The 11451-nt window shown below is 72.9% G+C and carries 12 protein-coding genes and 2 pseudogenes; 10 read left to right on the top strand and 4 right to left on the bottom strand.

Annotation, left to right across the window (positions count from 1 at the left end):
- Window positions 1-183, top strand: a pseudogene (locus C1I97_RS21070) (flavodoxin-dependent (E)-4-hydroxy-3-methylbut-2-enyl-diphosphate synthase); the annotation flags it as partial.
- A 16-nt stretch (window positions 184-199) separates the two neighbouring features.
- Here C1I97_RS21070 and C1I97_RS21065 read toward each other — a convergent pair.
- Window positions 200-2050, bottom strand: a complete 1851-nt coding sequence (locus tag C1I97_RS21065; protein WP_111004777.1) for a SpoIIE family protein phosphatase — start codon at window positions 2048-2050, stop codon at window positions 200-202.
- 374 nt (window positions 2051-2424) lie between these two features.
- On the opposite strand from C1I97_RS21065, the pseudogene C1I97_RS21060 reads away from it, so the two are divergent.
- The 5 genes and pseudogenes from C1I97_RS21060 to C1I97_RS21040 all read left to right on the top strand — a co-directional run.
- A pseudogene (locus C1I97_RS21060) lies at window positions 2425-2544 on the top strand (helix-turn-helix domain-containing protein); the annotation flags it as partial.
- A 124-nt stretch (window positions 2545-2668) separates the two neighbouring features.
- Entirely contained in the window at window positions 2669-3130 is a 462-nt protein-coding gene (locus tag C1I97_RS21055; protein WP_220040843.1) for a hypothetical protein, read from the top strand.
- A gap of 10 nt (window positions 3131-3140) precedes the next feature.
- Complete coding sequence (locus C1I97_RS21050) at window positions 3141-3989, top strand: GNAT family N-acetyltransferase (protein ID WP_181446827.1); 849 nt, start codon at window positions 3141-3143, stop codon at window positions 3987-3989.
- A gap of 71 nt (window positions 3990-4060) precedes the next feature.
- Window positions 4061-4642, top strand: coding sequence for a GNAT family N-acetyltransferase (locus tag C1I97_RS21045; protein WP_111004776.1), 582 nt, complete (start codon window positions 4061-4063; stop codon window positions 4640-4642).
- Between the two features lie 106 nt (window positions 4643-4748).
- Window positions 4749-6452, top strand: coding sequence for a proline--tRNA ligase (locus C1I97_RS21040; protein WP_111004775.1), 1704 nt, complete (start codon window positions 4749-4751; stop codon window positions 6450-6452).
- A gap of 363 nt (window positions 6453-6815) precedes the next feature.
- Here the strand turns inward: C1I97_RS21040 and C1I97_RS21035 are convergent, their stop codons facing one another.
- Genes C1I97_RS21035 through C1I97_RS21025 form a run of 3 tightly spaced genes read right to left on the bottom strand, consistent with a single transcriptional unit; the run spans window position 6816 to window position 8812 of the window.
- Window positions 6816-7715, bottom strand: a complete 900-nt coding sequence (locus tag C1I97_RS21035) for an aminoglycoside phosphotransferase family protein (RefSeq protein ID WP_111004774.1) — start codon at window positions 7713-7715, stop codon at window positions 6816-6818.
- Between the two features lie 48 nt (window positions 7716-7763).
- Window positions 7764-8249 carry a ferritin-like domain-containing protein gene (locus tag C1I97_RS21030; RefSeq protein ID WP_111004773.1) on the bottom strand — a complete coding sequence of 162 codons (486 nt, stop codon included), beginning with the start codon at window positions 8247-8249 and terminating at the stop codon, window positions 7764-7766.
- Window positions 8246-8812, bottom strand: a complete 567-nt coding sequence (locus C1I97_RS21025; RefSeq protein ID WP_111004772.1) for a hypothetical protein — start codon at window positions 8810-8812, stop codon at window positions 8246-8248. Before C1I97_RS21025 ends, C1I97_RS21030 begins: the two co-directional genes overlap by 4 nt.
- A 202-nt stretch (window positions 8813-9014) precedes the next feature.
- Here C1I97_RS21025 and rimP point away from each other — a divergent pair, with 202 nt between their 5' ends.
- The 4 genes from rimP to C1I97_RS21000 all read left to right on the top strand — a co-directional run.
- Window positions 9015-9512 carry a ribosome maturation factor RimP gene (gene rimP, locus C1I97_RS21015; RefSeq protein WP_111004771.1) on the top strand — a complete coding sequence of 166 codons (498 nt, stop codon included), beginning with the start codon at window positions 9015-9017 and terminating at the stop codon, window positions 9510-9512.
- A gap of 2 nt (window positions 9513-9514) precedes the next feature.
- Window positions 9515-10501, top strand: coding sequence for a transcription termination factor NusA (gene nusA / locus C1I97_RS21010; RefSeq protein ID WP_111004770.1), 987 nt, complete (start codon window positions 9515-9517; stop codon window positions 10499-10501).
- Between the two features lie 144 nt (window positions 10502-10645).
- Complete coding sequence (locus tag C1I97_RS21005) at window positions 10646-10927, top strand: YlxR family protein (RefSeq protein ID WP_111004769.1); 282 nt, start codon at window positions 10646-10648, stop codon at window positions 10925-10927.
- Between the two features lie 162 nt (window positions 10928-11089).
- Window positions 11090-11451: translation initiation factor IF-2 N-terminal domain-containing protein (locus C1I97_RS21000; RefSeq protein WP_181446826.1), on the top strand; the 362-nt coding region annotated here is incomplete at its 3' end.

Raw genomic sequence — 11451 nt, 5'->3', positions numbered from 1 at the left:
GCCGACCTCGGGGTCGCCTCGGGCAACGGCAAGGGGCAGATCTTCGTCAAGGGCGAGGTCATCAAGACCGTCCCGGAGTCGAAGATCGTGGAGACCCTCATCGAGGAGGCCATGAAGATCGCTGAGCAGATGGAGGCCGACGGGGTGGTCTCCGGGGAGCCCTCGGTCTCCGTCGCGGGCTGAGGCCCGTACAACACCCTCACTTCTCCCGCAGGCCGCGCGTGGGGTCCTGCACCCGGGCGTCCTGACGTCGGGAGCCGGGCGCGGCCCGATTCGGCGCGGCCGGACTGTACGGGGCCTGCGGGGGCGGTGGCGGCCGGCGGTCGCCGGGGGTGCCCGCGCCGGCCTCGGGCAGCCGCAGCGCCAGCAGGGCGGTGTCGTCGCCGCTGGGCGCGATGCGGTCCAGCAGCTCGTCGCAGAACTCGTCCACGGTCCGGTGGGCCATCCGCCGGGCCAGGACGGAGGCATGGTGGCTGAGCTTGGCCATGCCGAGGTCGATCGGGCGGGTCCTGCTCTCCACCAGGCCGTCGGTGTAGAGCAGGAGGGTGGACTCCGGCGGAAGGTTCTCATGTGCGTCGGGCCAGCTCAGGCCCAGGTTCAGGGTGGCGCTCATACCGATCAGCGGCCCGTGCCCGGCCGTCAGGAAGCGGGCCTCGCCCCGGCGGGTGACCAGCAGCGGCGGGGGGTGCCCGGCGTTGACCCAGCACAGCTGCCAGGGCCCGCCCTCGCGGCCCTCGATCCGGGCGAAGACGAGCGTGGCCATGGGTGCGTCGCTGGTGTTCGTCACCGCATCGTCCACACGGCGCACGATCACGCTGGGCGGCTCCTCGTGGTCCCAGGCGATCGCGCGCAGCATGTTGCGGACCTCGGCCATGTGCGAGGCAGCCTCCAGATCGTGGCCGACCACGTCCCCGATGACCACGGCCAGGACGCCGTCCGGGAGGAGGAAGGCGTCGTACCAGTCGCCGCCGATCTCCATGGCGATCTGCGCGGGCAGATAGCGGGCGGCCATCCGCAGCCGACCGACCTGCGGCAGCGGGGCGAGCAACTGGCGCTGCATGGTCTCGGCCACGTTCCGCTGCTCGTCGTAGAGCCGGGAGTTGTCCAACGCCAGTGCCAGGCGCCGGCCGATGTCGAGGAACAGCCGGATCTCGGCGTCGGTGTGCGGCTCGGACTCCCCGGCACGGGCCACGGTGAGCATGCCGTAGGACTGCCGCCGGGCGCGCAGCGACACCACGGTCGCCGAGTGGCCGCCGAGTCGTTCGAACAGCGCCCTGTGGGTGCCGGCGAGCGGGGCGTCCGGGTTCTCGAGCAGTTCCCTCGCGGTCAGCCGGACGGGATCGTCGCTGTTCATGACTCGTGTCACCGCCGCGCGGGTCTTCTCCGGCAGCGGCGGCAGCGGTCGCTCGAGCCGCCTCGCCCGGTGTTGGCGAGTGGAGCTGCGGACGGCCCGCTCCAGGCCCGAGGGCCCCTTGCAGGCCAGGTCGACCACCGCCCAGTCGCCCGTGGCCGGAACCAGCAGCCGCAGCAGCTTGCGGACCCTGGCGTAAGTCTCCAGGGTCGACATCAGCACCGCGGAGACCTCCGCGAGCAGGTTCAGCCGGGCGGTCAGCGCCTCCAGGGCCGCGGTGTACGCGGCCATCCGGTCCGCATAGCCGCGGTGCTGGCTGAAGTCGTCGAAGTAGACCACCATTCCGGCCTGCCCTCCGGACAGCAGCAGGGGAGTGGTCGCCCAGATGATCGGCAGGATGGTGCCGTCGGCCCGCTGGAAGTACTCCTCGCTGCTTTCCTCGGCGGCGCGGTTCCCGTACAGCGGGGCCAGCACCGCGCACCGCTCGCGCGGTAGCGGGTCGCCGTCGGGGCGGCGGTGCAGCAGGTCGTGCGCGTCTTGGCCGAGCATCCCCTCCAGGGGTCGGCCGAGCAGCCGCTCGGCACACGGGTTGGCGTAGGTGATGAGCCCCGCCATGTCGACGGTGAAGACGCCCGCGCCCAGGTCACGCAGGACCGCCTCGGGGAAGTCCGGAGCCAGGTCCTGACCGACCGTGCCCATGACAGTGCTCCCTCGTCCTGCCGGATGCCCGTCCGGTGTCGCACCCACGGCCATCACCGCTTTCCCGAAACCGCTGGAGCAGCGGGTACCCCCACTGCCTCGAACCGTGCGCCGTCGGCCGCGCGCGATGCGGCGCCCGACCGGGACGCCCCCACCGCCTCGTACGGCGTTCCCGACCATGGCGTACCCGCCCGCGAGGTCTGTACCGGGCACCCGGCCCCGCTACCGGCATTCATTCGCAGTGCACCGGCGTTCATGCCGGTGGCGAGGCGAACTCGACGGTGGCGACGCGGAGCGTCGCCGGATCGTTCCAGCGGTGCCGGATTCGGCTGATCCGCCCCGGACTGTCACCGGCCGGTGCCAGCGTCCGGATCATGCAGCTTCGGTACGCCTTCCGTCTCGACCCGACGCCGGGGCAGCGCAGCGCGCCGGCCCGGGCGTTCGGGTGTGCGCGGGTGGTGTACAACGACGCGGCCCCCTCGGCCTCAACGGCCGGCTGAACAAGACCCTGCACACCCTGGGTCTGACAGGCCTTCCTCTCCAACTCATCCACGACCACGGGAGAGTCCTGGCCTCACTGCTGACCACCGGCTTCCCCTTCTCCTACCTGCTGACGCCGTGTCGTACCCGACCGGCATCGACCCGCGCGTCGAGGCGGCGGCCCGGATGTGCGGGGCCCGTACCCCGTCCGTGCTGCTGCGGGCCCTCGCCCCGCCGCTGGTGCCGGGGATCCTGGCCGCCTCCGTCCTGGTGCTGGCCCGCACGGTCGGCATGTTCGAGCCGACCTTCCTCACCGCGGGCCCGGACAGCCAGACCCTGGTCGTGGCCCTCTGCTACGCCGTGTTCTCGGCCGGCATCCGCACCCAGCAGTCCATCGACGCGATGCCCGTGATGTACGCGCCGTCGCTGCTGGTGCTGCTGGTGATCGCGCTGCGTTTCGTCGATCCGACCCAGCTGGTCACCCGCGTCAAGGAGGACCGGACCGGACAGGAAGCGCCGGCCCCACCGCGCTGCCCCTGGGGGCGGCACGGCTTGAAAGCGGCAGGTACAGTGCGGAGATCAGCGAAACCCCCAGCGTGAGGCCCCGCACGTGTTGACCCAGACCACCTCACGGGTGCTCCAGCCGAGTGACCTGGACGCCGCGCTCGCGGTCCTCGACCGCGAGCCGGTCGCGAACGCCTTCGTGACCTCCCGGGTCCGGGTCGCCGGTCTGGACCCGTGGCGGCTGGGCGGCGAGATGTGGGGCTGGTACGAGGGCGGCATGCTCACGTCCCTGTGCTACGCGGGCGCCAACCTCGTACCGATCTGCGCCACCCCCAGGGCCGTACGCGCCTTCGCGGACCGCGCGCGCCGGGCCGGCCGCCGCTGCTCCTCCATCGTCGGCCCGGCCGAGCCCACCGCCCAGTTGTGGCGGCTGCTGGAACCCGGCTGGGGCCCGGCCCGTGAGATCCGCGCCCACCAGCCGCTCATGGTCACCGACCGCATGCCGGACGATATACGCCCCGACCCCTACGTCCGCCGCATCCGCAAGGACGAGATGGAAACGATCATGCCGGCCTGTGTGGCGATGTTCACCGAGGAGGTCGGCGTCTCCCCGCTCGCCGGGGACGGCGGCCTGCTCTACCAGGCCCGGGTCGCCGAACTCGTCGGCTCCGGCCGCTCCTTCGCCCGCCTCGACGAGCACGGCAAGGTGATGTTCAAGGCGGAGATCGGCGCCGCGACCGCCGAGGCCTGCCAGATCCAGGGGGTGTGGGTGGCCCCCGAGTACCGGGGGTGGGGCCTTGCGGCACCCGGCATGGCGGCGGTCCTGCGGTACGCGCTGGCCGACGTGGCCCCGGTGGTCAGCCTGTACGTCAACGACTTCAACACCCCGGCCCGGCGGACCTACCTGCGGGTGGGCTTCCGGGAGGTCGGCGCGTTCATGAGCGTCCTGTTCTGAGTGCACCCCGCGACCGAGCGCACTCCGCGACGCTGTTCTGAGGCCGGTGCGATCCCTGTAGTCTCCCCGGCATGGTCCACTTTCCCGGTCACGGACACCGCCGCTCCGAGGACGTCGTGATCGGCCCCCTCGACCTGCCGGCCCATGTCGACGAGGCGCTCGCCGTGCAGGCCGTCGCCTTCGGGCTCGGCGCCGACGAGGTCGCCGTACGCCGGCAGATCGTGCTGCGGCACATGACGTATCCCGGCGCCCGCGCGCTCGGCGCCACCACGTCCGACGGCCGGCTCGTCGGCTTCGTCTACGGCATGCCCAACGACCGCGCCCACTGGTGGTCCACCGTCGTCGAGCCCTATCTGCGCGCCCGCGGCCACGACGACTGGCTCGACGACTCCTTCGTGATCACCGAGCTGCACGTCCACCCGCGCCACCAGAACCGCGGCATCGGCCGCACCCTGATCACCGCCATCACCGACGACGCCGCCGAACCCCGCTCGATCCTCTCCGCGATCGACACCGACAGCCCGGCCCGCGGCCTCTACCACTCCCTGGGGTACGAGGACCTGGCCCGGCAGGTCTTCTTCCCCAGCGCGCCGATGCCGTACGCCGTGATGGGCGCCCCGCTGCCGCTGCGCCGCCGTGAGGGCACGCGATAACCGATTTCCACCGGAACAGCCCGCCCGGCTAACCTCCTAGCCATCACCCTTCCCCGCTCCCGGCCCGGCTCGAGCGGGGGACCCCACCGGCAGGAGTACGAGAACCATGGCGAACGCACCGGTCCAGCGCATGTCCCAGTTGTTGGCGAAGACGCTGCGCGACGACCCGGCCGACGCCGAGGTCCTCAGCCACAAGCTGCTGGTCCGCGCCGGATATGTCCGCCGCACCGCCGCGGGCGTCTGGAGCTGGCTGCCGCTGGGCATGAAGGTCCTCGCGAACGTCGAGCGGATCGTGCGCGAGGAGATGGACGCGATCGGCGCCCAGGAGGTGCTGCTGCCCGCGCTGCTGCCGCGCGAGCCGTACGAGGCGACCGGCCGCTGGGACGAGTACGGCGCCGAGCTGTTCCGTCTGCAGGACCGCAAGGGCGGCGACTACCTCCTCGGGCCGACCCACGAGGAGATCTTCACCCTGCTGGTGAAGGACCAGGCGTCCTCGTACAAGGACCTGCCGGTCATCCTCTACCAGATCCAGACCAAGTTCCGGGACGAGGCCCGGCCGCGCGCGGGCATCCTGCGCGGCCGTGAGTTCCTGATGAAGGACTCCTACTCCTTCGACCTCTCCGACGAGGGCCTCGCCGAGTCGTACGCCCTGCACCGCCAGGCCTACCAGCGCATCTTCGAGCGCCTCGGCCTGGACTACCGCATCTGCGCGGCGACCGCGGGCGCGATGGGCGGCTCCAAGTCCGAGGAGTTCCTCGCCCCGGCCGAGGCCGGCGAGGACACCTTCGCCGACTGCCCGAACTGCGACTTCGCCGCCAACACGGAGGCGATCACGTACGAGCTGAAGCCGGTGGACGGCTCCGGCGTGTCCGCCGCCGAGGAGATCCCGACCCCGGACACCCCCACCATCGAGACCCTGGCCGCCTCGCTCGGCGTCCCGGCCTCCGCCACGCTGAAGAACCTCCTGGTCAAGGTGGGCGGCGAGATCGTCGCCGTCGGCGTGCCCGGCGACCGCGAGGTCGACCTGGGCAAGGTCGAGGCGCACTTCGCGCCGGCCGCCGTCGAGCTGGTCACCGCCGAGGACTTCGTGGGCCGTCCGGACCTGGTCCGCGGCTACGTCGGCCCGCAGGGACTGGGGGAGAAGGTCACGTACATCGCCGACCCGCGCGTGGCCCCGGGCACGGCCTGGATCACCGGCGCCAACAAGGAGCACACGCACGCGAAGAACGTGGTCGCCGGCCGTGACTTCGAGGTCGACGCGTACGTGGACGTGGTCGTCGTGCAGGAGGGCGACCCCTGCCCGCAGTGCGGCACCGGCCTCAAGCTGGACCGGGCCATCGAGATCGGCCACATCTTCCAGCTCGGCCGCAAGTACACCGACGCCCTCAAGCTCGACGTCCTCGGCCAGAACGGCAAGCCGGTCCGCGTCACCATGGGCTCCTACGGCATCGGCGTCTCCCGCGCGGTCGCGGCGCTGGCCGAGCAGCACGCCGACGACAAGGGTCTGGTCTGGGCCAAGGAGGTCGCCCCGGCCGACGTCCACGTGGTCGCCGCCGGCAAGGCCCTGCAGACCGAGGTGGCCCTCGAGGTCTCCCAGAAGCTCGCCGCGGTCGGTGTCCGCGTCCTGGTCGACGACCGGGCCGGCGTCTCCCCGGGCGTGAAGTTCACCGACGCCGAGCTCATCGGCATCCCCCAGATCCTGATCGCCGGCCGCCGCGCGGCCGAGGGGATCGTCGAGCTGAAGGACCGCAAGACCGGCGAACGCGAGGAACTCCCCATCGAGGAGGCCCTCACCCGCCTCACGGCCTGATCCCCGCGGCCCGAGTCCCACGGCGGGGACCGGCGGCCCCGCCGATCACCGGGGCCGCCGCTCCCACGGCCGACAGCGCGCCGGGCGGATCCTGCCCGCCCGCGGCGGTGTGGGGGCGGCGGCCCGCTCGCCGTGGCCGCGTGGGGCGTGCGCCGAGGCGCCGAGCACGTCCGCATGACGGAAGGCGCGGCCGGTGCGGCACCGCCGCGCATGAGCCGTTGTGGCACTCGGCGCCGGCCTCCGGCCGGATCGTCACGTGCCCACGCTGCCCAAGTCCGCGGGGCCCGGGCGGAGCCGGTGCCGCACCGGGGCCGGCTCCGCCCGCCCACGTACCCGCGCGTCACCCGGGAGGGGTCCCGTGGGTCAGAGCCACGTGGCGAACTCCAGCAGCAGTTCCGCGTCCTTCGGGCGGCCCACCCGGCGGGCGCGTACGCCGGACTCGACGGCGCGGAAGAGGGTCCAGCCGCGCAGGCGCTCCTGGTCGATCTCCAGGGACTCCGCCAGACGCTTGACGCGGCGGCGGGTGGTGGCGGCGCCGGACGGGGAGGCGATCAGGTCCTCGACGCGGTCGCGGACCAGCCGCGCCAGGTCGAAGGCGGTCTCGCCGACGACCGGGTCGGGACCCACGGCCAGCCACGGCATCCGGTCGCCGGCGAGCACCTTGCTCTGCCGGAACGTGCCGTGCAGCAGCCGCTCCTCGGGCGGCGCCGCCAGCAGATCCTCACGAGCCCTGAGCGCCGCCGCGACCAGCGGCGCCACCTCCGCGTCGCCGGCCGCGCCCGCCCGCATCGCCTCGGCCTGCCGCCCGGTCCGCCCGGCCACCGTCTCGAAGGAATGCCCCGCGGGCGGCTCCACCCACAGCCGCCGCAGCGTGCCCGCCGCCTCCAGCAGCGCCCTCGCCTCCGGCAGCGACCGCACCGACACGTCCGGATGCAGCCGCTCCAGCAGCAGTACGCCCTCGCCCGGACCGCTGTCCAGGAGCTGTACGGCGCCCCGCCCGTCCCAGTGCACGAGCGCGGCCCGCTCGCTCTCCGGGCGGGCCCGCGGCGGGGCCAGCTTGAGCACGGCCGGAGTCCCGTCCGCCGTCCGCACCAGCACGACCAGGCTGCTGCGCCCGCCGGGCACCTGCACCCGCTCGACGGTCAGCTCGCGCACCGCCACGGCCTGCCGCGCCAGCTCGGGCAGCCCGGCCAGCCAGGCGTCACCGTCCGGTGCCGTCTCACCGAGCGCCCGCACCAGACGCTGCGGCGGTTCGAAAGCCATGCGCGAGCCGTTCCTTCCCGTGTCGTGCGGTGCCTCCGCTCGTGCGCGTCACGACGTGGGCGTCGCCGTGCCCGCCGTACCCACCGCACTCTCCGCATCCGTAGCGGCCCGTTCGGCGAGACCAGGGAAGGCTACGCTCTCCCCGCGCCAGCGCACCGCCCGGACCGCCGCCTCGCGCAGCGCCCCCGCGGCCTCCCGCCGCCGCTCGCCCGTGCTCGCCCGGACCAGGTCGGAGTACACCCCGGCCACGCGCTCCTCCAGCTCGGCGGCGAAACGTACCGCCGCCGCGGAGTCCGGCACCGGGAACGGCAGCGCGTAGGCCGCCGCCGCGGCCACCGGCCGCCCGCCCAGATCCCGTACCGCGCGCACCAGCGTGTCCCGCCGCGCCCGGTGCGCGTCGTACGCCGCCCGCGCCTCCGTCCGCCGGTCCTCCCGGACCCGCCCCCCGACGACGCCGTACCCGTACACGGCCGCGTGCTCCGCGGCGAGCGCCGCCTGCAGGGCCTCGAGCGGCCGCTTCTCCGCCTGGCTCACTTGTCACCCTCCGTCAGCAGGTACGCGTGCGCCGCCCCGGCCGCCGCCACCGAGGCCAGCAGACGCGCCAGTTCGCCGGGGGCCCGGAGCAGGGCCTCCGTGCGCCGGTCGGACAGGGACCGTTCCGCGGCGGCCAGCGAGGCCAGGGCGTTCTTCCGGTCCGCCGCGACGGCGGGGGACGGCGAGGCCTCGGCTCCCGCCGGGGCCCTCGGGCCCTCGGGCGCCATGGTCACCGCCGAAGCACCGGGCGAGGGCTTCGCCGTGCCGCCGAAGGCCTCCGCATGGGTCGCGACCTGAGCCCGCAGCGGCCGCAGCCGCTCCGCCAGCGCCGGATGCGCGGCGATCACGGCGTCGTACCGCCGCGCCAGCTCCTGGCTGTCCCGTGCCGCACGCGCGCGTACCCGCTCGGCGGCCGACGGGCCGTCGCCCGAGCCGCCGGAGTCGGAGGAACCGGTGGAGCAGCCCACGAGCAGGGCGGCCCCCGCGGCCGAGGCGAGCAGGCTCCTTCTGCGCGGGGAACTCCGGACAGGCCCTGGGGCGCGCGGGGGCGGGGGGAACGGCACGGCAGACGTCCTCGGGTGCGTACGGAACGAACGATGGCGGTGGGGCGACTCGCCCGTGATCACGGTACCCGCGCGCCCCAGGGGCACCACTCGGCGGCACCGCACCTGCCCAGGTGGACGGCAACACCCCTTGGGACCCGATACGCTTTGACCAGACACGCGACCACCCCACAACAGCAGACGCGGCCGAGGAGTCACCCGGATGAGCACCACCCAGAGCGAGAGGCTGCGAGAACTGCTGGAGCCGCTCGTCACCTCCCAGGGCCTGGACCTCGAAGAGATCGCCGTGGACTCCGTCGGACGCAAACGTGTGCTGCGCGTCGTCGTCGACTCCGACACCGGGGCCGACCTGGACAGGATCGCCGATGTGAGCCGTGCGCTCTCGGCGAGGCTCGACGAGAGCGACGCGATGGGCGAGGGCGAGTACACCCTCGAGGTCGGCACCCCGGGCGCGGAGCGCCTCCTCAGGGAACACCGGCACTATGTGCGCGCCACGGGCCGGCTGGTGAAGTTCCAGCTGGCCGAGGGCGGTGAGCTGGTGGCCAGGATCCTCGAGGTCGACGACGAAGGACTCGACCTCGAAGTGCCCGGAGTGAAGGGTCGCAAGGCCACGACCCGCAGACTCGGCTTCCCGGACGTCGTCAAGGCGCGTGTGCAGGTCGAGTTCAACCGCAAGGACCAGAAGGAAGAGGGGGCGTAGCCGTGGACATCGACATGAGTGCCCTGCGGAACTTGGTACGGGAGAAGGAGATCTCCTTCGACGTGCTGGTCGAGGCGATCGAGTCGGCCCTCCTCATCGCCTACCACCGCACCGAGGGAAGCCGCCGTCACGCGCGCGTGCAGCTCGACCGGGAGACCGGGCACGTGACCGTGTGGGCGAAGGAGGACCCCGAGGACCTCGAGGAGGGCCAGGAGCCCCGCGAGTTCGACGACACCCCGTCCGGCTTCGGCCGTATCGCCGCCACCACCGCCAAACAGGTCATCCTGCAGCGGCTGCGCGACGCCGAGGACGACGCGACGCTCGGCGAGTACGCCGGCCGCGAGGGCGACATCGTCACCGGCGTGGTCCAGCAGGGCCGCGACCCGAAGAACGTGCTCGTGGACATCGGCAAGCTGGAGGCCATCCTGCCGGTGCAGGAGCAGGTCCCGGGCGAGAGCTACCCGCACGGCATGCGGCTGCGGTCGTACGTCGTCCGGGTCGCCAAGGGCGTCCGCGGCCCCTCGGTGACCCTCTCCCGCACGCACCCGAACCTGGTGAAGAAGCTCTTCGCCCTGGAGGTCCCGGAGATCGCCGACGGCTCGGTCGAGATCGCGGCGATCGCCCGTGAGGCCGGCCACCGTACGAAGATCGCCGTACGGTCCAACCGTTCGGGCCTGAACGCCAAGGGCGCCTGCATCGGCCCCATGGGCGGCCGGGTGCGCAACGTCATGGGGGAGCTGAACGGCGAGAAGATCGACATCGTCGACTGGTCGGACGACCCGGCCGAGATGGTGGCCAACGCCCTGTCGCCGGCCCGCGTCTCCAAGGTGGAGGTCGTGGACATGGCGGCCCGGTCGGCCCGGGTGACCGTGCCCGACTACCAGCTCTCGCTGGCGATCGGCAAGGAGGGCCAGAACGCCCGGCTGGCGGCCCGGCTCACCGGCTGGCGCATCGACATCCGCCCGGACACCGAGCAGGCGTCCGAGTAAGTGCTTCCGGCACTTCCGGCACTTCCGGGAAGTTCACCCGGGAGTGGGGAATAGATCCCAGCCGTAGGCCGCTTGTAACACGACAACAGCCGTTCGATCTTTGCCCCGAAGGGGTGAGGTCGGTACGGGGAGGTAGACTGAGCAGTGTCTGGCCGGACGCGAGCCCGCGCACGCCCTGAGCGCACCTGTGTGGGGTGCCGGGAGCGAGCGGCCAAGATCGAACTGTTGCGGACCGTGGCGGCCGGGGACGAGTGTGTCCCCGATCCTCGCGGTACGCTGCCCGGCCGGGGTGCCTACGTACACCCCGCCCAGGTCTGTCTCGACCAGGCGGTGCGCCGCCGGGCGTTTCCGCGGGCGCTCCGCGTCCCGGGACCGCTCGACGTAATGGCGTTGCGCCGGTACGTCGAGCAGGCACAAGGTTGCTGAGGCAACACGGCAAGGAAAGACATGCCGTACGGACCCCGTGCGGCCTGGTACCTCGCGAGTCGAAAGCAGGTCGAGATTGCGATGAGCACTCGATGAGTACGCGATGAGTACGCCCATGAACTAGCGACGGTCCGGCCGCAACCCGGACCTAAAAGGAGCGAAGTGGCTAAGGTCCGGGTATACGAACTCGCCAAGGAGTTCGGTGTGGAGAGCAAGGTCGTCATGGCCAAGCTCCAGGAACTCGGTGAATTCGTCCGATCGGCGTCCTCGACGATCGAGGCGCCCGTAGTACGCAAACTGACTGACGCCTTCCAGCAGGGCAACGGCAGCGGCAAGTCCGCCGCGAAGCCGGGCGCCCCGAGGAAGGCCGCCCCCAGGCCCGCCGCGCCTTCCCCGGCGCAGGCCGGGGGTGCCTCCCGTGCCGGCAAGGCGGCGGGGGAGCGTCCGGCCGCCCCGAAGCCGCCGGCCGCCCCCAAGCCCGCGGCGGCACAGCAGCCCGCGGCCCCGTCGGCGCCCGCGCCGAC

Origin of the sequence: Streptomyces sp. NTH33 (assembly GCF_003236365.1) — a bacterium.
Taxonomy (GTDB): domain Bacteria; phylum Actinomycetota; class Actinomycetes; order Streptomycetales; family Streptomycetaceae; genus Streptomyces.
Note: the sequence above shows the minus strand (reverse complement) of the source record. Positions and strands in the feature narration are given on the sequence as shown.

Bases quoted from the DNA above. Each gene is read 5' to 3' on its own strand.
- C1I97_RS21065 (WP_111004777.1), bottom strand. From the start codon at position 2,050: ATGGGCACGGTCGGTCAGGACCTGGCTCCGGACTTCCCCGAGGCGGTC.
- C1I97_RS21040 (WP_111004775.1), top strand. From the start codon at position 4,749: ATGGCGAACGCACCGGTCCAGCGCATGTCCCAGTTGTTGGCGAAGACG.
- rimP (WP_111004771.1), top strand. From the start codon at position 9,015: ATGAGCACCACCCAGAGCGAGAGGCTGCGAGAACTGCTGGAGCCGCTC.
- C1I97_RS21035 (WP_111004774.1), bottom strand. From the start codon at position 7,715: ATGGCTTTCGAACCGCCGCAGCGTCTGGTGCGGGCGCTCGGTGAGACG.
- C1I97_RS21045 (WP_111004776.1), top strand. From the start codon at position 4,061: ATGGTCCACTTTCCCGGTCACGGACACCGCCGCTCCGAGGACGTCGTG.